We start from the raw sequence: 20,585 nt of genomic DNA, 5'->3' as shown, positions 1-20,585 counted from the left end.
CGCCCCGCAGTGATGAAAGACTGGCGCCATGGATTTTTCTGCCCGGTATGTCGCATTGGGAGACTCGTTCACCGAAGGGCTTGGCGACGCCGACCCTTCGCGGCCCAACGGAGTCAGGGGATGGGCGGACCTCGTTGCCCATCAGCTGGCCCAAAGCAACGACAATTTCGGCTACGCCAACCTGGCCATCCGTGGCAAGAAGCTCCGGCAAGTCATGGCAGAACAGGTGGACGCCGCCGTCGCGCTTCAACCGACGCTGGTGACCATGTACGCGGGAGCGAACGACATCTTCCGTCCCAAAGTCGATATCGACAGGCTCATGGAGGACTACGAAGCCGGCATCGAGAAGCTAAGCGCCACTGGTGCCACCTTGCTTCTCTTTACCGGTTTCGACGCGCGCAGTTCCAAGGTTTTCGGCACCATGCGCGGACGCACGGCGATCTACAACGAACTGGTGCGGGAAATCGCCGAAAAACACGGTGCGCTGCTGGTGGACTACTGGCGCTTCAGCGAATACCACGACTGGCACATGTGGGCGCAGGACCGCATGCACATGTCCACTGCTGGCCACATCAACATGGCCAACCGCGTCCTTGCTGTCTTGGAACACGAAGGGTCTCTTGAGGTGCCGCCGCCCGTTGCGCAGCCCCAGCTTGCCCGGGTGGAAGCATTGTGGGCCAACGCGCGCTGGGCCCGTGAACACGCCGCGCCGTGGGTCGTCCGCCGGGTGACGGGCAAATCGTCGGGCGACGGCCTCAGCCCGAAGTACCCACAGCTCACCCGGCCCTAACTGCAGGGTTCCTGAATCCCGGCGTAGCGAGCAACCCGCCGTCGTTCTTCACGGCAAGCACGTCCACGTCCCAGCGCGCGGTGGCCAGCGCGAGGGTCCGGGCGCCGCCGGCCATGATGGCGGTGGCCAGGACATCGGCCGTGACGATATCCGCTGCCGTGACCGAAACCTGCCGGAACCCCTCGTCCCGCTTGGTCTGAAGGCCTGCTGACCAAATGTGGTGGCCGCGCTCGCTGGTTCCGGAGGTCGCCAGCGCGTGTTTGCCCTTGTTGACGAGCGGAAACGCGGTCAGGAGCGTCGTCCGATCCGCCGGGTCAACAATCCCCGCCAGCCACGGCCGCGCGCTGCCCGGTGTCGGCGAACCGTCCACCAGCACATCCCCACCCGCGTTGAGGCACCAGTCCTCCAAGCCCAGTGCGAGCAGCGACGTTCCGGCTTCCCGTATCGCATGTCCCTTGACGATCCCCGCCAAGTCCACGACGCCGTCGGGCCGTTCCGCTGTGAACGCACCTTCCGTGAGGGCGCGCCATTCGGTGGCCTCGACATACAGCCGGCGCATGTCCGCCGAGGCATCCGTCAGGGCCAGCTCGCCGCGGGCCATCGCGCTCGCCTCCGAGTCGGGACGGTAGAGGCTAAACGTCCGATCCAGCCCGTTGAACAACTGCTCGACGACGGCGATGGCCGCCTCGAGCTCGTCCACTACAGCTTGGGGAGCCGTCGCCGGAGCTGCAGGGACGGCCAGGCTCACCACAGTGCCCATGCTGGGGAACGTGCGGGAGCGAAGTCGCGGCTCCATATTGCCCTGCCCTGGACCACTGGGCTTAGAGATGGGCTGCATCGAGGGCTGCCTGGAGCGACGTCAAGTACGCATCGCTGGTCACGGTGGCACCGCCGATGGTCTGGACGTTCGCCGACTGTGCGCTCAGGACCTCGGAGCGGAGCAGGGGCGCCGCCCTGTTGCTGATCTGGACCGACCTTTGCTCATTGTCGGTCAGATGGAGGGCAGTAACATCCGTGATTACGCCGGCCTTGACCGTTATCTGCACCTGCACTGTTCCGAACCGGGTCTGCACTGCCTCGCCAGCGTAGGTGCCGCCTGCTTTGGCCGCCGCGCCGGCCTTAGCGCTCGCGCCGGTGCCTGAACTGGAACTGGAGCCGGCTCCGGTTCCCGAGGACGATCCGGAAGCGCTGCTCCCGGTGGTTCCGTTCGTCGTCGTGCCCGTGCCGCCGGGGGTGCCGCCCGTGGTGCCGGCCCCGCCCGTGGCTCCCGCGGCGGACGTCGTGACCGCCGAAGCGTTGGAGTCCGCAACATGTGAACCTGCCTGCCAACCGACCAGGAGGATCGCCGCCGACGCCAGCGCCGCTGATATTCCTGCCCTGAGTCTCACCAGTCGAACCTTTCGTAGTGGAGCTGTTCCTCCCGGACTCCGGCGCTTTTTGCCTCGGCCAGGACGTTGCGTGCCCAAGCGGATGGGCCGCAGACGTAGACATCGGCGTCGGCGATGTCCGGCACGTAGTCCCGCAGTCTGGTGGCACCCGCCGAGGCAGGCAGCCACGCACTCTGAGGATTCGGGGACCGCGGGCCTGTGAGATGGAAGAGTGTGGCACCGCGTTTTCTGCACAAGTCCAGGATCTCGTCCCCGAGGCATAGCTCATCCGCACTGCTGCCGCGCAGCAGGACCGTCGCTTGGCCGGGAGAAAGGGGGTGGATTCCAGAAGCGCCCGGAGAGGGGTGATCCCGATTCCCGCCCCGATCATCACCACGCGTTCCCGGCTTCTGGCTGCCGTGCTGAAGACCCCGTATGGTCCTTCGATGGCCACTTTCGTTCCCGGCTTGAGCGAGGCCAAGCGGGCCGAGCCCGCGCCCAGATTCCGGACGGTGATGCGCAAGTTTCCTTGCCGAGGCAGGAAACCCGACGACGGCCCAGTCGACGGCGGCGGGCTCGACGGCGGCGCGAGCTGCGGTTCCGCCGACAAACTGAACGGGTGCGCTTGCCACCACATGCCGGGCGCCAAGAAGCGCCACACGAAGAACCGGCCGCCGCTCCCTGACAATTCGTTCAATCGCAGGCCGCTCATTTCGACACTGAAGACACCCGGCGCAAGACGCACCACGCGGCGAACCGTCAGCTGATGCCGGAAGGTGGCCATCACGGGCTGGGCCACGCGGAACCAAGCCAATGCCGAACCCGTGGCGATGCACAGGAGCAGCCAGTACCAGCGTTGCCAAGTGCCTTCAGCGAACAGGCCCCCCACACTGAACTGGTGCGGCAATGCCGTTGCTACCGCCAGATAGGTGAGCAGGTGAACGAAGTACCAGAATTCGTAGGGAAAGCGGCGCCGTACAGCCACAAGCGAGGTGACCACCACGGCAACGAACAATGCCATGGATACGAACGCCAGCCACATATCGGGTACCAGGATCCAGAGCGCAATGGCCTCGCTGACGGGGTCCAGGCCCTCGGCCATCCCATAGCCGATCGCCAGAAGAAGTCCGTGTGCCAGAAGGAGATAGAGGGCGGGTTTACCCAACTTCCGATGGAATTCCAGCGCCCGGTCATGCCCGACCGCGCCGTCCACAAAAGGCAATCGTGCCGCCAACAGAAGCATCAGGAAGACCAGATCCATGCCGGCAAGCCCGGCCAGGATCCCGACGGCGGTCACCGCTTGGGTGACATTCCCGATCGAAGACGCCCCGCCGTCGGCGAGCCACAAAGCCAGCGCTGCCGCGAGGGAAGCCCACAGCGCTACCGTGAGCATGTCCGTTCGGAACATGCGTCTGCGATGCTGCGCGGCAAACCTTCCCGTGGTGGGAATGCGCCGCGTGGGTGCTGGCGGCTGACCCGGGGGCGTGCCCACACGTTGGCCTGGAGAGGCGAGGAGCTGTGACTTCATGACTCAAGATTGAACTCTCAACCTTTCGTTCTCCTGTGAAGCGACTGGCCGCCACTTATGATTTGAGCGACTGGGTTCCTATACACCCGATTGGTCTTAATTTGCCCTAGACCCTAGACTTGTTAGGCGCTAGGTGGCGCGGAGCGTGTGCAATTGCTCCGGTTGGCGGTGACCGTTGGCAACAACGGGACATCCGCGGGCCGGTAGTTAGGGGCTCAAGTTGCGTGCATTCCAGTATTCGCCCAGTATCCCGGCCTGTTGTCCGGGGCCCACTACCTTCGCCGCAACGGTGATCTTTGGCTGATTTTCAGTCAACCGGACCAGCCCTGCGGAAACTACCGAAAACGGTGTGGACTGGTTGCGGACGTCGCCTGTCGCACGGAAAGCAGGAACTCTGTTGGCCGTTTCATATTATTTTTTAGGAGAGTCGTCATGGCAGCACACTGCCAGGTGACCGGAGCCGAGCCGGGCTTTGGACACAGCATTTCGCACTCGCACCGTCGCAACAAGCGTCGGTTCGACCCCAACATCCAGAAGAAGCGCTACTGGGTTCCGTCCCTGCGCCGTAACGTCACGCTGACCCTGTCGGCCCGTGGCATCAAGACCATCGACGTTCGCGGCATCGACGCAGTCGTCACCGAAATCCTGGCTCGTGGGGTGAAGCTCTAGTGGCAAAGGACAAGGACGTACGTCCGATCATCAAGCTGAAGTCCACCGCGGGAACCGGTTACACCTACGTGACCCGCAAGAACCGTCGTAACGACCCGGACCGTCTGGTTCTGAAGAAGTACGACCCCAAGATCCGCCAGCACGTCGAATTCCGAGAGGAGCGCTAAACATGGCTAAGAAGTCCAAGATTGCTCGCAACGAGCAGCGCAAGGTCATCGTTGAGCGTTACGCTGCCAAGCGTCTCGAACTGAAGAAGACCCTGGTTGACGCCAACGCGACTGACGAAGCACGCGAAGAGGCTCGCCTCGGCCTGCAGAAGCTGCCCCGCAACGCCTCCCCGATCCGTTTGCGTAACCGCGACATCATCGACGGCCGCCCGCGCGGTACCTTCCAGAAGTTCGGTATCTCCCGTGTTCGCTTCCGCGACATGGCTCACCGTGGTGAGCTTCCGGGCATCACCAAGTCTTCCTGGTAATCCAGAAGCATTAGAAGGGTCGGCAACCGTTTGGTTGCCGGCCCTTCTTGCGCTTAACGTTGATTCCGCTTAAGTGGTGCAGCACACAGTGCCGAATCACGACGCCGACGGCCGCTTGGTGCGCGAAACCGCCCGTTTCGCCGCGGATTGCCGCGGTTTTCGTTCCTCCGGGCGTGAATTTGCCTGTGGTCTTCGGGGTGTGTAAAGTAATTCGAGTCGCCGCCGCTGATGCGGAGAGATAGCGACCGACCCCCTTTGATGAACAGCCTGGAAATGGTGCGCTGATTGGTGCGCCGCGGACGGGTGGGGACCTCCTGCAGGACAGTGAATCGCGGAAACGCCGGTTTGCTTGTTCCGGGCAGTTCGGGTAAGTTTGTGAAGTTGCTCCGGAGCGATCCCGGGCCCTTTGGTGGGTGTGGGTGGTGTCGGGTGTGTCTGTTGTTTGAGAACTCAATAGTGTGCCAAGTTTGTTGATACCGGTTTATTTTATATGAATTGGTTGAATTTTGCCGGGCCTTGTCCGCCCCTGTGGGTGGGGTCTGGTATTTTTAGCTGGTTTCAAATTTTGTGCAGCTGCTTCGACCGTTGTTTCCGGTGGTTGTGGTTGTGTCTGTTTTTGTTTTACTTCAACGGAGAGTTTGATCCTGGCTCAGGATGAACGCTGGCGGCGTGCTTAACACATGCAAGTCGAACGATGATCTCCAGCTTGCTGGGGGGATTAGTGGCGAACGGGTGAGTAACACGTGAGTAACCTGCCCTTGACTCTGGGATAAGCCTGGGAAACTGGGTCTAATACCGGATATGACCGTCTGACGCATGTCATGGTGGTGGAAAGCTTTTGCGGTTTTGGATGGACTCGCGGCCTATCAGCTTGTTGGTGGGGTAATGGCCTACCAAGGCGACGACGGGTAGCCGGCCTGAGAGGGTGACCGGCCACACTGGGACTGAGACACGGCCCAGACTCCTACGGGAGGCAGCAGTGGGGAATATTGCACAATGGGCGAAAGCCTGATGCAGCGACGCCGCGTGAGGGATGACGGCCTTCGGGTTGTAAACCTCTTTCAGTAGGGAAGAAGCGAAAGTGACGGTACCTGCAGAAGAAGCGCCGGCTAACTACGTGCCAGCAGCCGCGGTAATACGTAGGGCGCAAGCGTTATCCGGAATTATTGGGCGTAAAGAGCTCGTAGGCGGTTTGTCGCGTCTGCTGTGAAAGACCGGGGCTCAACTCCGGTTCTGCAGTGGGTACGGGCAGACTAGAGTGATGTAGGGGAGACTGGAATTCCTGGTGTAGCGGTGAAATGCGCAGATATCAGGAGGAACACCGATGGCGAAGGCAGGTCTCTGGGCATTAACTGACGCTGAGGAGCGAAAGCATGGGGAGCGAACAGGATTAGATACCCTGGTAGTCCATGCCGTAAACGTTGGGCACTAGGTGTGGGGGACATTCCACGTTTTCCGCGCCGTAGCTAACGCATTAAGTGCCCCGCCTGGGGAGTACGGCCGCAAGGCTAAAACTCAAAGGAATTGACGGGGGCCCGCACAAGCGGCGGAGCATGCGGATTAATTCGATGCAACGCGAAGAACCTTACCAAGGCTTGACATGAACCGGTAACGCCTGGAAACAGGTGCCCCGCTTGCGGTCGGTTTACAGGTGGTGCATGGTTGTCGTCAGCTCGTGTCGTGAGATGTTGGGTTAAGTCCCGCAACGAGCGCAACCCTCGTTCCATGTTGCCAGCACGTAGTGGTGGGGACTCATGGGAGACTGCCGGGGTCAACTCGGAGGAAGGTGGGGACGACGTCAAATCATCATGCCCCTTATGTCTTGGGCTTCACGCATGCTACAATGGCCGGTACAAAGGGTTGCGATACTGTGAGGTGGAGCTAATCCCAAAAAGCCGGTCTCAGTTCGGATTGGGGTCTGCAACTCGACCCCATGAAGTCGGAGTCGCTAGTAATCGCAGATCAGCAACGCTGCGGTGAATACGTTCCCGGGCCTTGTACACACCGCCCGTCAAGTCACGAAAGTTGGTAACACCCGAAGCCGGTGGCCTAACCCTTGTGGGGGGAGCCGTCGAAGGTGGGACCGGCGATTGGGACTAAGTCGTAACAAGGTAGCCGTACCGGAAGGTGCGGCTGGATCACCTCCTTTCTAAGGAGCGCCATTATCATTTCCGTGGTTGCCGCATGGTGGCCGTGGGGGTGTGTGGAAGCAAAGCCCATTGCGCAGGCGTCTGTTCTGCGGTGGGTGCTCATGGGTGGAATATCACCAGATAGCGGCCGGTTGTTTCTTTCCTGTCCTTAGTACGGATGCTCTTTGAGTGTCCTGGAACGGTGCGGGTGGGGGGTGTCCGGTTTTCGTGTTTGGCACACTGTTGGGTCCTGAGGCAACAGGGCCATGGCCTGCGGGTGTCCTTCTTCTTTTGGGGGGGCGGTGCGGGGTGTGGGTTTGGTGTTTCCGGTTGTCCTGGCTGCATGTCCTCGTGCGTGGTGGCTGCCCCTTTTTGGTGGGGTGGCTGGTGCGGGGGGTGTGGTACGGGGTTGTTGTTTGAGAACTACATAGTGGACGCGAGCATCTGACACGGGCAGGCCCTTGGGGGTTTGTCTTGTGTCTACAGCAATTTCTTTTTATGAACCCGGCCCTTCTTTTGGGGGGTCTGGTTCTCTCGAGAAGTCTTTGATTTTTGTGTGGTCAAGTTTTTAAGGGCACACGGTGGATGCCTTGGCATTAGGAGCCGAAGAAGGACGTAGGAATCTGCGATAAGCCTGGGGGAGTTGATAACCGAACTTTGATCCCAGGATGTCCGAATGGGGAAACCCCGCCAGGCGCGTTTGCGTGATCTGGTGACCCGCATCTGAACACATAGGGTGCGTGGGGGGAACGCGGGGAAGTGAAACATCTCAGTACCCGCAGGAAGAGAAAACAAGAGTGATTCCGTTAGTAGTGGCGAGCGAACGCGGATGAGGCTAAACCGTTCCATGTGTGATAGCCGGCGGGCGTTGCATGGGCGGGGTTGTGGGACTTTCCGTACTGGTTCTGCCGGACCGGTGGGGTGAGAGCATGAGCATAGGTGAACGGTCTTGAAAGGCCGGCCGTAGAGGGTGTGAGCCCCGTAACCGTAATGTTGTGTGCCGCCTGGAGAGGATCCCAAGTAGCACGGGGCCCGAGAAATCCCGTGCGAATCTGTCAGGACCACCTGATAAGCCTAAATACTTCCTAATGACCGATAGCGGACCAGTACCGTGAGGGAAAGGTGAAAAGTACCCCGGGAGGGGAGTGAAACAGTACCTGAAACCGTGTGCTTACAATCCGTCGGAGCAGCCTTGTAGCTGTGACGGCGTGCCTTTTGAAGAATGAGCCTGCGAGTTAGTGTTACGTCGCGAGGTTAACCCGTGTGGGGTAGCCGTAGCGAAAGCGAGTCTGAACAGGGCGAGTGTAGTGGCGTGATCTAGACCCGAAGCGGAGTGATCTACCCATGGCCAGGTTGAAGCGACGGTAAGACGTCGTGGAGGACCGAACCCACTTCAGTTGAAAATGGAGGGGATGAGCTGTGGGTAGGGGTGAAAGGCCAATCAAACTCCGTGATAGCTGGTTCTCCCCGAAATGCATTTAGGTGCAGCGTTGCGTGTTTCTTGCCGGAGGTAGAGCTACTGGATGGCCGATGGGCCCTACAAGGTTACTGACGTCAGCCAAACTCCGAATGCCGGTAAGTGAGAGCGCAGCAGTGAGACTGTGGGGGATAAGCTTCATAGTCGAGAGGGAAACAGCCCAGACCACCAACTAAGGCCCCTAAGCGTGTGCTAAGTGGGAAAGGATGTGGAGTTGCGAAGACAACCAGGAGGTTGGCTTAGAAGCAGCCATCCTTGAAAGAGTGCGTAATAGCTCACTGGTCAAGTGATTCCGCGCCGACAATGTAGCGGGGCTCAAGTACACCGCCGAAGTTGTGGATTTCAGACAGGGACAAGCCTTCGTGGTTCAGTCGTCTGGAGTGGTAGGGGAGCGTCGTGTGGGCGGTGAAGTCGCGGTGTAAACCAGCGGTGGAGCCTACACGAGTGAGAATGCAGGCATGAGTAGCGAAAGACGGGTGAGAAACCCGTCCGCCGAATGATCAAGGGTTCCAGGGTCAAGCTAATCTGCCCTGGGTAAGTCGGGACCTAAGGCGAGGCCGACAGGCGTAGTCGATGGACAACGGGTTGATATTCCCGTACCGGCGAAGGACCGCCCATGCCAAGCGGGGGATACTAACCGCCCGGAGCCTGCCCAAGCACCCTTGTGGTGTGCGGGTTTTGGCCGAGCGCGGGACCTGATCCCGGGAGGTAAGCGTATTAACAGGTGTGACGCAGGAAGGTAGCCGGGCCGGGCGATGGTTGCCCCGGTCTAAGGATGTAGGGTCAGCGATAGGCAAATCCGTCGCTGTGTCTTGGATGACGTTCCTGAGATCTGATGGGACCCCCGTCATGGGGGGATCCGGTGATCCTATGCTGCCTAGAAAAGCATCGGCGCGAGGTCTTAGCCGCCCGTACCCCAAACCGACACAGGTGATCAGGTAGAGAATACCAAGGCGATCGAGAGAATTATGGTTAAGGAACTCGGCAAAATGCCCCCGTAACTTCGGGAGAAGGGGGGCCCCAACCTTGAACACCGCTTGCCGGTGGGAGGGGATCGGGGCCGCAGAGACCAGGGGGAAGCGACTGTTTACTAAAAACACAGGTCCGTGCGAAGTCGCAAGACGATGTATACGGACTGACTCCTGCCCGGTGCTGGAAGGTTAAGAGGACCGGTTAGCCGCAAGGCGAAGCTGAGAATTTAAGCCCCAGTAAACGGCGGTGGTAACTATAACCATCCTAAGGTAGCGAAATTCCTTGTCGGGTAAGTTCCGACCTGCACGAATGGAGTAACGACTTCCCCGCTGTCTCAACCATAAACTCGGCGAAATTGCAGTACGAGTAAAGATGCTCGTTACGCGCAGCAGGACGGAAAGACCCCGAGACCTTTACTATAGTTTGGTATTGGTGTTCGGAGTGGCTTGTGTAGGATAGGTGGGAGACGTTGAAGCCCTCACGCCAGTGGGGGTGGAGTCATCGTTGAAATACCACTCTGGTCACTTTGGACATCTAACTTCGGCCCGTGATCCGGGTCAGGGACAGTGCCTGATGGGTAGTTTAACTGGGGCGGTTGCCTCCTAAAAAGTAACGGAGGCGCCCAAAGGTTCCCTCAGCCTGGTTGGCAATCAGGTGTCGAGTGTAAGTGCACAAGGGAGCTTGACTGTGAGAGAGACATCTCAAGCAGGGACGAAAGTCGGGACTAGTGATCCGGCGGTACATTGTGGAATGGCCGTCGCTCAACGGATAAAAGGTACCTCGGGGATAACAGGCTGATCTTGCCCAAGAGTCCATATCGACGGCATGGTTTGGCACCTCGATGTCGGCTCGTCGCATCCTGGGGCTGGAGTAGGTCCCAAGGGTTGGGCTGTTCGCCCATTAAAGCGGTACGCGAGCTGGGTTTAGAACGTCGTGAGACAGTTCGGTCCCTATCCGCTGCGCGCGCAGGAAATTTGAGAAGGGCTGTCCTTAGTACGAGAGGACCGGGACGGACGAACCTCTGGTGTGTCAGTTGTACTGCCAAGTGCACCGCTGATTAGCTACGTTCGGATGGGATAACCGCTGAAAGCATCTAAGCGGGAAGCTCGCTTCAAGATGAGATTTCCAAACACCTCGTGTGTGAGAGGCCCCCAGCCAGACCACTGGGTTGATAGGCCGGATGTGGAAGACAGGACCAACGACTGTTGAAGCTGACCGGTACTAATAGGCCGACAACTTACACCACACAAACAAAACTGCTTGCGTCCACTATGTGGTTCCCGAACAACAACCCGTTGTTGTCACAGGAACAAACCACAACTGAATAACAACACCACAATGTTGTAACCAGTCTTCCCACCCCCGCACCCAGCGTGCCGGCGGGACGGGTAACAAGGTTACGGCGGTCATAGCGTGGGGGAAACGCCCGGTCCCATTCCGAACCCGGAAGCTAAGACCCACAGCGCCGATGGTACTGCACCCGGGAGGGTGTGGGAGAGTAGGACACCGCCGGACATCTTTCAACGGCGAGGCCCCGACAGCGAATGTCGGGGCCTCGCCCATTAACACCCCCTCCCGCCTGCAAGGCAGTGAGCGGGCGCCCCGCCGGAAGGCACGATACGTGAGCGGGCGTCCCGCCCGGGACCCGCCATACGTGAGCGGGCGCCCCGCCCGGAACCCGCCATACGTGAGCGGGCGTCCGCCCGGAAGGCACGATAAGTGAGCGAGCGTCCGCCCGGAAGGCGCGATAAGTGAGCGAGCGTCCGCCCGGAAGGCACGATACGTGAGCGAGCGTCGGGGGTCCGGGAGTTCGCCCGCGGCGGAATTGACCCCCAAAAGCGCCCGAAATCGGGTGAATTTAGGCAAAAAAGCGCGGAAACACGCGGAATTTGCTGGCCGCGTCCCTCCAAGCTGGTAAGTTTTCGAACAGTGGCTCGCACGCATGCCGTGTGTGAGCTCCAAAATCGTAAAGTCCAGGAGGACACAAATGGCTAAGAACCGTAGCGAACTGGTTTCCGAGGTAGCTGGCAAGGCTGGCACCAGCCAGGCCGCAGTCAACTCCGTGCTCGATGCACTGTTCGAAGTTTTCGAGACTTCCGTCGCCGCTGGCGAAAAGATCACCATTCCGGGCTGGCTCGCCATCGAGCGCACCGACCGCGCAGCCCGTACCGGCCGTAACCCGCAGACGGGCGAGACCATCCAGATTGCCGCTGGCCACAGCGTCAAGCTGACCGCTGGCTCCAAGCTGAAGGCAGCTGTCGCCAAGAAGTAAGACACTTCGGCGAACGCCCAGAAAGGCGGCAACCTGCGGGTTGCCGCCTTTCTGCTTAACCCGGTCGATTCGCCGCGTCGCCTACGTTAGCGGACAATGGATAGGTGCCATCAGCCAAGACTCCCGCCACCGCCCCTTCGCCCGCGTCCAAGCCGGGTACCAAGGCAGGCGCTGCCGCGGAAGGGATTTCCTTGCCGTGGCAGTTGGCGGGCTTCGCTGCGCTCTTCCTGGCCCTCGCGGCCGCATTGATATTCTCCGGTGCCGCGGCCGCCCGGCAGGTCTCTGATCCCGGCGCGCTGGTCCGCTGGGGACTGCCGGTGGCCAAGTCCATCCACAACGTGTCCTTGGCGACCGTGATTGGCGGCCTGATCTTCGCCGTCGGCATCCTTCCCAGGCACGCTTCCTCATCCAAGACCGCCGACGAACCCGCCGAACATCCCGCGTTCGCCCGTGCCTTGGCCGTCGCAGCGGCAGCGGGCGCTGCCTGGACCCTTTCCGCCGTCGCGGTCCTTGTCCTCACCTACGCCGACGTCGCCGGCCAGAGTCTCTCGGGCACTCCCGAGTTCACCGCCTCCCTGGTGTACTTCATGACCGACATCCAGACGGGCCAGGCGTGGCTCGCTGTGACCATCATCGCCGCGATTGTCACGACGGCGCTGTTCGGCGTCCGCTCGCTGGCGGGACTTGCGTTGACGCTGGTCTTGGCCCTGGGCGGCTTGGTGCCGAGCGCACTGATCGGCCACTCCGCGAGTTCCAGCGACCATGAGGGCGCCATCAATTCCCTTGGACTCCATCTGGTGGGTGTGTCCACTTGGGTAGGCGGCATCATCATGCTCGCGGTCCTGTCGGGCATCCTGCGGGGCTCCAAGGCATCGGGTACCAAGGACATCACGGAGCAGACCCTCCGCCGTTTCTCCGCCCTGGCAGGCTTTGCCTTCGTGCTGGTCTTCGCCTCGGGGGTCGTCAACGCGAGCATCCGTGTCACCAGCTTTTCGGCCTTGGTCGGCACCCCCTATGGGCAGATCATCCTGGCGAAGGCGCTAGCCACGATTGTCCTCGGTGGCATCGGTTTCATGCACCGCCAGTGGGTGATACCGCAGCTGGGCCGGAAATCCATGACTACGCTCCGAGTGCTTTGGCAGCTTGTCTTGGTGGAACTGCTGGTGATGGGCGCGACGTCGGGCCTCGCCGTCGCGCTGGCCAGTTCGGCACCGCCGCAGCCCACCACGTACGCACCCGACGCGTCGCCGTCGTTCATCTTGTCCGGTTACGAGTTGCCGCCCGAGCTGACCCCCGCCCGATGGCTGACAGAATGGCGGCTCGACTGGCTTTGGGTGGCCGTGGCCCTCTTCGGTGCGGTGAGCTACATCCTGGGCGTGGTGAAGGTCCGGCGGCGCGGTGACTCCTGGTCCTGGTTCCGGACCGTCAACTGGATCATCGGCCTGGCTGTGCTGACGTTCATCACGTCCGGACCGCCGTCGGTCTATGGGCGTGTGTTGTTCTCCGCCCACATGGTGGACCACATGGCGTTGACGATGGTGGCCCCGCTCTTCCTGGTCCTCGGTTCGCCGGTGACCTTGGCATTGCGCGCTCTGCCGTCCCGCGGCGAAGGATCGCGCGGGGATGGCTCCCGCGGACTTCGTGAGTGGCTGCTGGTGTTTGTGCACTCGAAGTTCTCCCAAGTTGTCACCCATCCCCTGTTTGCCGCCGCGAACTTTGCCGGCTCGATCGTCCTCTTCTACTTCTCGGACGCGTTCGGCTGGGCGATGCGCGAGCACGTGGGCCATGAGCTCATGAACCTGCACTTCCTGCTGACCGGCTACATCTTTGTCCTCACGATGATCGGCACGGACCCCCTGCCGCGGCGGGCGCCCTACCCCATGCGGCTGCTTCTCCTGCTGGCCACTATGGGCTTCCACGCCTTCTTCGGTGTCTCAATCATGGGCGGCACCGGGCTTCTCGCTGCCGACTACTTCGGCAACCTCGGCCGTACCTGGGGACTTTCGGCCCTGGCGGACCAGCAGATGGGCGGCGCCGTTGCCTGGGGAATTGGTGAAGTCCCCACGTTGCTGGTGGCGATCGGCGTCGCGGTCATGTGGTCGCGCTCGGACGAGCGTGAGACCAAACGCACCGACCGTGCTGCCGACAGGAATAACGACGCCGACCTTAATGCTTACAACGATATGTTTGCGCGGCTTGCAGACCGCGACGCCAAACTGGCTGATCGGGGCTCCAAGCGCCCCGAAAGCAAAACCAACCTGGAAGGACGCTGATGAGCGAAACCGTACGCACCCAACTGCGTGTCCGCGCCTCTGAACTGGTGGGCCGTGACTGGCTCAATACCGGCGGGAAGACCCTGGACCTGGAAGCGCTGCGCGGCAAGATCGTGCTGCTTGATTTCTGGACGTTCTGCTGCATCAACTGCCTCCATGTCCTGGACGAGCTCCGTCCGCTTGAGGAGAAATACTCCGACGTCCTGGTGACGGTTGGTGTGCACTCTCCCAAGTTCGAGCACGAAGCCGATCCCGTGGCCCTCGCCTCTGCCGTGGAGCGCTACGAAATCCACCACCCCGTCCTGGACGACCCCGAGCTCGCCACGTGGAAGGCCTACACGGCCCGCGCCTGGCCCACGCTGGTGGTAGTGGATCCCGAGGGCTACATCGTGGCGCACCTCTCCGGTGAGGGCCACGCAGACGGCCTCGCGGTGCTCCTTGAGGAGCTTGTGGCCGAGCACGAAGCCAAGGGGACCCTCCACCGCGGTGACGGTCCGTACGTGGCTCCCGTCCCGACGTCGGGCACCTTGCGTTTCCCCGGCAAGGCGACCCAGCTGGCTAACGGCAACTACCTGGTGGTCGACTCCGGCCACCACCGCCTTGTGGAACTGCGACCGGACCTTGAGACCGTGGAGCGCGTCATTGGCTCCGGCACCAAGGGCTACCTGGACGGGGCCGCGGAAATCGCCCAGTTCAACGAGCCCCAGGGCGTGGCGGTGCTTCCGGCCGAACTCGCCTGGAAGCTCGGTTACGAAGCCGTGGTCGCCGACACCGTGAACCACCGCCTCCGCGGCGTCACGCTCAGCTCGGGTTACGTGCAGACTGTTGCCGGCAATGGCGTACAGCGGCTGCTCGACGCCGGTCCTGCCCGCGTGACGGAAAGCGGTGCCGGAGTTTGGGCTGAACACCACGACGGCGGCCCGGCTGACTTCGCGGCCGACGCGATCGACGTCGGGGTGCTGGGTCTTGGGACCGGAGTGTCCCTATCCTCGCCGTGGGATGTGGTGTGGAGCGAGAAGCTGCAACGCGTTGTCATCGCCATGGCCGGCACCCACCAGATCTTCGCTTTCGAGCCTTTGAGCGGCGAGGTGGCCATCTTGGCTGGATCGGGGCTCGAAGGCTTGCTTGACGGAGTTGCGGAGGAAGCCTGGTTTGCGCAGCCGTCCGGCCTGGCTGTGGATGCGGACCACAACATTTGGGTGGCTGACTCCGAGACTTCGGCATTGCGTCGACTGGTTCTTGGTGAAACCGGTGTGACCGTGGAATCTGCCGTGGGCAAGGGGCTGTTCGATTTCGGATTCCGGGACGGCGGGGCCACCGCGGCTCGCCTGCAGCACCCCTTGGGCGTCACAGTCCTCCCCGACGGTTCCGTGGCTATCGCCGACACCTACAACGGTGCCGTGCGGCGCTACGACCCCACGACTAAGACGGTGTCCACTTTGGCGAGGGGACTCGCTGAGCCGAGCGACGTCGTCGTGGTCTACCCGGAAACCGGGGAACCGCTGCTGGTGGTGGTCGAATCCAACAAGCACCAATTGGTTTTGGTTCCGATCCCCAAGGAAGCCCAGCAGGTTGACGAGGGTGCCTCCCAGACGCAGCGGCCGAAGAGCCCGGTGGCACCGGGAAACCTGGAACTCACGGTGCGTTTCACGGCCCCGACCGGACAGAAGCTCGACGACCGCTGGGGCGACCCCACGCAGTTGAAGATCTCCTCCACGCCGCCCGAGCTGCTGCTTTCGGGCGGCGGCACATCCGTGGGGCTGTTGCGGACCCTGGAGCTGTCCGCGGACGTGCCTGAAGGGATCCTCCACATCGCAGCCCGCGCGGCCGCGTGCGATGGACCCGAGACTGAGGACGGCGAAATCCCGGATCACGCCGCGTGCCACTTGTACCAGCAGGACTGGGGGATCCCCGTGGTTTTACAGGCAGATGGCGATTCCGAGTTGGTGCTCGACCTGCGCGGGATGGACTAGGCGGGCTGGCCGGTTCGCCGGGCCGCGTCACGTAACGCATCATTTTGCCGGCGCCCGGTACCGAATCTAGAAGCTCACCAGCGGGGTGACCGTGATGGTGTCGGCGCCGATGTCCAGCCGCGTGGTGAAGCTGAAATCGTGGACCGCGTTGAGGTCGCCGACCAATCCGCTGAAGAGGTCGATTTCGCGGGCGGTAACCCGGGCCTTGCCGTTGAGGGGTGCCACCACCCATTGGCCGTCAAAGGGATCGATGCTGACCTTGGGGTACTCCGTGATTTGCCACTTGATGGTGCCGTCCACCACGCGGCTGTTGGTGACGTGGTAGAAGGGGCAGTCGGGCTGGAGCTTTTGCTGCTTGGTGGCCTCGGCGGCGCAGTTGTCCAGGAATTCCTTGACCTTGTCGCTGACCACCTCGATCATGGCGTCCGTGGGTTTCGTCAGGAGGTTGAGGGGTGCCTGGGGCGAAGTGCCGGTGGTCACTGAAGTGCTGGTTGACGGTGCCGCGAAGTATTTGCCCGCGAGGCTTGCCTCGTACTGGCCAGGGTAGAACACGGCAAAGCTGTTGCGCCCATTGGGCAAGTTCACCGGGACGCCGTTCAGGGTCGCCTCATTGGCGTTGACCACGGTCACCTCGATAGTCGGCAAGGATGACGGTACGAAGGACCATTTGCCGAAAAACAGCCACTCGGTGCCCGTACGCTCAAGCAGGAAATCCGAGTGCATTGCCCTGCCGTCCATCTGGTAGTCCATGGGGACCGACACCCGGTTGCCACCGCGGGATTCGGCGTTGCCGATCTTGACGTCGGTAATCTTCGACGCCGCCGTCTGCAGGGCGGTACCGTCCAGCATCGCGGCGTTGGCGTTGGGCGCGGCGGCGTGCAGAATCCCGAGGGCTTCCCCGCCATGCCCCTTCTGGAGGGCTCCCAGGTATTCGCGAACTTGCTGCTGCGGACTGGCTATGGAGTTGCTCACGAGGTTGATGGAGACGATCGCAGCGGCCACAGCAAGCATCAGACCGAGCAGCCACCCGGCCGCGGTCTTGACCAACGCTTGACTCAACTGCACGCCCTTTACGTTACCTGCCGGTTCCGCAATACCTCGGCATCCTTCCCCTCACGTGACGCATCGACCTGCTGGAGGAAGAGCCCGACGGCGGGCGGCGGCCGCGTCCTAGCGGCGCCGGCGCGATGAGGTTCCGAACACTCCGCGGAGCAATTCCCTGCCAAGCTGCGTGCCGAGGGACCGTGCCATGCTCTTGATTCCGCCGCCGAGCGCACCGCCTAGAACGCCGGCAAGATCGCCCATCATTCCACCGCCGTCCTGCTGGGGAACCGGCGCCGGTGCCGGCGGCAACTCCACGGGCCCGGACCCTGGCAGTGGACGGCTGCTGGGGCGGCCACGGATCTCTTCCTCGATTCTGCGGGCATCGGCATCCACGGCGTTCGGATCAAAGGATGCAGGCACAGGCGGCTGTCCCGGCGCTGCCTCTCCGGTGGCTGGTGCGGTGCCCTTGCCGGTCAGTTTCTCGTAGGCCGAAATGTTGTCCACAGCGGTGCCGTACTTGGGAAGCAAGGACGAAGCTGCGATGGTGCTGCGGACCAGATCGTCGGCACTGGGGCCCATCACGGATTCCGGTGCGCGCAGCTTGGTCAGGGCAACCGGTGTGGGCGCACCCTTTTCGTTCATGACGGTGATGACCGCTTCACCGATGCCGGCGGAGGTGAGGGTTTCCTCCAGGTCGTAGTCGCTCACCGGGAACGTGGACACCGTGGCCTTGAGGGCCTTGGCGTCCTCCGGAGTGAAGGCGCGCAGGGCGTGCTGGATCCGATTGGCAAGTTGGCCGAGGACATCCGCGGGAACATCCTTGGGTGTCTGGGTGACGAAGAAGATCCCGACGCCCTTGGACCGGATGAGCCGCACTGTGGTGGTGATGGCGTCGAGGAAGGCCTTGGACGCGCCATTGAAGAGCAAGTGGGCTTCGTCGAGGAAGAACACGAGCTTGGGCTTGTCCAGGTCTCCCGCCTCGGGGAGGTCCTCGAAGAGGTCCGCAAGCAGCCACATGAGGAACGTGGAGAAGAGCATGGGCTTGGTCTGGAGCGTGGGCAGTTCGAGGCAACTGATCACGCCCCGTCCGTCCGGGGCCGTGCGGAGGAGCTCTGCCGTATCGAATTCCGGTTCGCCGAAGAACTTCTCCATGCCCTGCGCCTCGAGGTTGACGAGTTCACGCAGGATGACGCCTGCCGTTGCCTTGGAGAGCCCGCCGAGGTCTTGGAGTTCGGCTTTGCCTTCATCAGAGGTCAGGAACTGGATGACCGCGCGCAGGTCCTTGAGATCGATCAGTTCCAGCTTTTTCTGGTCCGCAAAATGGAAGATCAGCTGCAGGCTGGATTCCTGGGTGTCGTTGAGCTCCATGATGCGGGAGAGCAGGATCGGGCCGAATGAGGTGATGGTTGCGCGGACGGGAACGCCGTTGCCATCGCCGCCCAGCGAGAGGAACTCGACCGGAAACGCCTTGCCTGCCCACTCCTGGCCAAGGCTCGTGGTGCGGGCCGTGAGCTTTTCGCTGGCCGTTGCCGCGGTAGCGAGTCCGGACAAATCTCCCTTGATATCCGCAAGGAAGACCGGGACTCCGGCCGTGGACAGTTGTTCCGCCATCATGTGCAGGGTGACGGTCTTGCCTGTGCCAGTTGCGCCAGCAACCAAGCCATGCCGGTTCATCATGGCCAGCGGCAACCGGACTTGCGCTTCTTTGTGCACTTCACCGTCGACGATGGCGGCGCCTAGCTCAATCGTGGCGCCCTCGAGGGTGTATCCCTGCTGGATCGTGGCGAGTTTTTCAGCTGTGGTTTTGTTGGCCATGCGCATAGCCTAGCGGTGCGGGGCCGCAGAATGGCCGAAAATATTGACGTACCGGTTTATGCTCGCTTGGCGTACCGGAGGTAGACGACGCCGTTGCCAAAGCGGCGCTCATCCAACAGCTCAAGGGTCAGGCGCACGCCGTCAGGGAGGTACTGTTTGCCGCCTCCGACGACCACCGGCGTGAGGAAGAGTTGGAACTCGTCCACCAGCCCGGCCTTAATAGCCTGGGCTGCGAGAACGGTGCCACCAATGGACATGTCCCGCTCTGACGACTCTTTCAGGGACTGGACGGCTCCGGCATCGAACTCCCGTTCCATGCGTGTCCTGGCGGTGGACGGACTCTCCAAGCTGGTGGAGTACACGATCTTGTCCGCGGAGCGCCAAATCTCGGCGTAGTCCCGCATGACGGGTGGCTCCTCGGAAAGGGACATGTCCTCCCACACGGACATGACCTCGTACATCCGCCGCCCCAAGAGATAGGTGCCGACCGGCCGCTCCAGGTCATTGACGAAGCTGTGCACTTCTTCGTCGGGCATGCTCCAATCGAAATTTCCGTTGGCATCGGCGGTGTAACCGTCCAGGGACATGATCCCTGAGTAGATCAGTTTTGCCATGCACAGACGGTACACGCACGCGACGGCAACGGTATAGTGCCCGGCATGGATGACAAAGCGGTTCTGCTCAAATACCTGCGTGCCCGTCGCGGCGAGCTCCTCGCCAAGCTCGACGGACTCGACGAGTACGACGTCCGCCGGCCCATGACCCCCACCGGCACCAACCTTCTGGGGCTCGTGAAGCATGTGGCCAGCGTGGAGCTCGGGTACTTCGGAGAGGTCTTTGGCCGGCCCAGCGGCAAAGACCTGCCGTGGCTTGCCGACGATGCCGAGGCCGACGCCGACCTGTGGGTCCCAGAGGGAGAGACACGGGAGGACATCATCGAACTGCACCACTTCTCTGCCGAGCACAGCGATGCGACCATCGAGGCACTTCCCCTGGACGCTCCAGGGGAAGTGCCGTGGTGGTCAGACGAACGGCGCCATGTGACGCTCCACCAGATACTGGTCCACATGTGCGTCGAGACGGCCCAGCACTTGGGGCATGCCGACATCCTCCGCGAGCTCATCGACGGTGCGGCCGGCAAAGGTCCCGGAGACCTGAACTTGTCACAGCGAAGCACTGAGGAATGGGCCGCACACCGGGCCCGGATTGAAGCCGCGGCACGCCAGGCCGTGGGTTAGGTTCACGCCTGAGCGGGCACAAGGTTCTTCGAGAACGCCAAGTGCTTGATCTCTTCCGGATCCGCGTCGAGGTCGAACAGCGGGGTGTATCCCGTGGCCAGGTACAGGTTCTTGGCTTCGGGCTGCCGCGGACCGGTAGTCAGGTAGATCCGGCGGTAGCCGCGCCGGGCGGCCTCGGCCTCCAGTTCCGCGAGAACCACCCGGGCCAGCCCACGACGCCGGTGCGCGGAATGCGTCCAGATCCGCTTGAGCTCTGCCGTGCGGGAGTCGTAGCGGCGGAATGCCCCGCCCGCCACGGTTTCGCCGTTCTCCTGCAGGATGAGCAGGGCGCCGTGGGGTGCGGCAAACTCGCCGGCCGGGTACCGGTTGAGCTCCTCGGCCGCGCCACCGCTGCCGAAGAGGTCCCCGTACCGGGTGCTGTATTCGACGGCGAGTTCGTCCAGGAGTGGCTTGACCCGCGGATCGCGCATAGGCAGGCTCAGGACGGAAAGGCCCGACGACGGCAGGGTTGGCGTTGTTGTCATGTCATGCCTTTCGTGAAGATCCCAACTGACTCGCATTTG

General features: G+C 62.1%; 15 protein-coding genes and 3 rRNA genes. 11 read left to right on the top strand and 7 right to left on the bottom strand.

Features of this window, described 5'->3' with window-relative positions; all coding sequences use genetic code 11:
• Positions 1–28 precede the first annotated feature (28 nt).
• Positions 29–790, top strand: coding sequence for an SGNH/GDSL hydrolase family protein (locus tag ACX5I4_RS19835; protein ID WP_461838171.1), 762 nt, complete (start codon positions 29–31; stop codon positions 788–790).
• Here ACX5I4_RS19835 and ACX5I4_RS19830 read toward each other — a convergent pair.
• From ACX5I4_RS19830 to ACX5I4_RS19820, 3 genes are all read right to left on the bottom strand, one after another.
• Positions 777–1,550, bottom strand: a complete 774-nt coding sequence (locus ACX5I4_RS19830; protein ID WP_461838170.1) for an FAD:protein FMN transferase — start codon at positions 1,548–1,550, stop codon at positions 777–779. The genes ACX5I4_RS19835 and ACX5I4_RS19830 overlap by 14 nt on opposite strands.
• A 61-nt stretch (positions 1,551–1,611) precedes the next feature.
• Positions 1,612–1,863, bottom strand: a complete 252-nt coding sequence (locus ACX5I4_RS19825; RefSeq protein ID WP_461838169.1) for an FMN-binding protein — start codon at positions 1,861–1,863, stop codon at positions 1,612–1,614.
• A 46-nt stretch (positions 1,864–1,909) separates the two neighbouring features.
• Complete coding sequence (locus tag ACX5I4_RS19820) at positions 1,910–3,685, bottom strand: ferredoxin reductase family protein (RefSeq protein ID WP_461838168.1); 1,776 nt, start codon at positions 3,683–3,685, stop codon at positions 1,910–1,912.
• 432 nt (positions 3,686–4,117) lie between these two features.
• Here ACX5I4_RS19820 and rpmB point away from each other — a divergent pair, with 432 nt between their 5' ends.
• The 9 genes from rpmB to ACX5I4_RS19775 all read left to right on the top strand — a co-directional run bounded on the left by rpmB (position 4,118) and on the right by ACX5I4_RS19775 (position 15,925).
• A complete protein-coding gene (gene rpmB, locus ACX5I4_RS19815; RefSeq protein WP_461838167.1) occupies positions 4,118–4,354 on the top strand; it encodes a 50S ribosomal protein L28 in 237 nt (78 codons plus the stop codon).
• Positions 4,354–4,521 carry a 50S ribosomal protein L33 gene (rpmG, locus tag ACX5I4_RS19810; protein ID WP_003798558.1) on the top strand — a complete coding sequence of 56 codons (168 nt, stop codon included), beginning with the start codon at positions 4,354–4,356 and terminating at the stop codon, positions 4,519–4,521. The genes rpmB and rpmG overlap by 1 nt, the downstream gene beginning before the upstream one ends.
• A gap of 2 nt (positions 4,522–4,523) precedes the next feature.
• Positions 4,524–4,829: a 30S ribosomal protein S14 gene (gene rpsN / locus ACX5I4_RS19805; protein ID WP_028267656.1), complete on the top strand. Its 306-nt coding sequence runs from the start codon at positions 4,524–4,526 to the stop codon at positions 4,827–4,829.
• A 626-nt stretch (positions 4,830–5,455) separates the two neighbouring features.
• A 16S ribosomal RNA gene (locus ACX5I4_RS19800) occupies positions 5,456–6,978 on the top strand.
• Between the two features lie 538 nt (positions 6,979–7,516).
• A 23S ribosomal RNA gene (locus ACX5I4_RS19795) occupies positions 7,517–10,653 on the top strand.
• A gap of 152 nt (positions 10,654–10,805) precedes the next feature.
• Positions 10,806–10,922, top strand: a 5S ribosomal RNA gene (gene rrf / locus ACX5I4_RS19790).
• The 16S, 23S and 5S rRNA genes sit together here, the layout of an rRNA operon.
• 472 nt (positions 10,923–11,394) lie before the next feature.
• Complete coding sequence (locus tag ACX5I4_RS19785) at positions 11,395–11,679, top strand: HU family DNA-binding protein (protein WP_184739845.1); 285 nt, start codon at positions 11,395–11,397, stop codon at positions 11,677–11,679.
• Between the two features lie 104 nt (positions 11,680–11,783).
• Positions 11,784–13,952, top strand: coding sequence for a cytochrome c oxidase assembly protein (locus ACX5I4_RS19780; RefSeq protein ID WP_461838166.1), 2,169 nt, complete (start codon positions 11,784–11,786; stop codon positions 13,950–13,952).
• Positions 13,952–15,925: an NHL domain-containing thioredoxin family protein gene (locus tag ACX5I4_RS19775; RefSeq protein ID WP_461838165.1), complete on the top strand. Its 1,974-nt coding sequence runs from the start codon at positions 13,952–13,954 to the stop codon at positions 15,923–15,925. The genes ACX5I4_RS19780 and ACX5I4_RS19775 overlap by 1 nt, the downstream gene beginning before the upstream one ends.
• A 66-nt stretch (positions 15,926–15,991) precedes the next feature.
• On the opposite strand, the gene ACX5I4_RS19770 is transcribed toward ACX5I4_RS19775, so the two are convergent.
• The 3 genes from ACX5I4_RS19770 to ACX5I4_RS19760 form a co-directional block, all read right to left on the bottom strand.
• Positions 15,992–16,984 (bottom strand): hypothetical protein, encoded by a 993-nt coding sequence (locus ACX5I4_RS19770; RefSeq protein WP_461838777.1) that lies wholly within the window; start codon positions 16,982–16,984, stop codon positions 15,992–15,994.
• A gap of 111 nt (positions 16,985–17,095) precedes the next feature.
• Positions 17,096–18,784: a helicase HerA-like domain-containing protein gene (locus ACX5I4_RS19765; RefSeq protein ID WP_461838164.1), complete on the bottom strand. Its 1,689-nt coding sequence runs from the start codon at positions 18,782–18,784 to the stop codon at positions 17,096–17,098.
• Positions 18,785–18,840: 56 nt separating this feature from the next.
• A complete protein-coding gene (locus ACX5I4_RS19760; protein WP_461838163.1) occupies positions 18,841–19,398 on the bottom strand; it encodes a dihydrofolate reductase family protein in 558 nt (185 codons plus the stop codon).
• Between the two features lie 45 nt (positions 19,399–19,443).
• Here ACX5I4_RS19760 and ACX5I4_RS19755 point away from each other — a divergent pair, with 45 nt between their 5' ends.
• Positions 19,444–20,022 carry a DinB family protein gene (locus ACX5I4_RS19755; protein ID WP_461838162.1) on the top strand — a complete coding sequence of 193 codons (579 nt, stop codon included), beginning with the start codon at positions 19,444–19,446 and terminating at the stop codon, positions 20,020–20,022.
• Between the two features lie 2 nt (positions 20,023–20,024).
• Here ACX5I4_RS19755 and ACX5I4_RS19750 read toward each other — a convergent pair whose 3' ends face one another.
• Positions 20,025–20,546 (bottom strand): GNAT family N-acetyltransferase, encoded by a 522-nt coding sequence (locus tag ACX5I4_RS19750; protein ID WP_461838161.1) that lies wholly within the window; start codon positions 20,544–20,546, stop codon positions 20,025–20,027.
• Positions 20,547–20,585 lie beyond the last annotated feature (39 nt).

The sequence above is a fragment of the Arthrobacter sp. MMS24-S77 genome, from assembly GCF_054888235.1.
The sequence above is the reverse complement of the archived record's forward strand: the minus strand, read 5'-3'. Positions and strand labels throughout refer to the sequence as shown.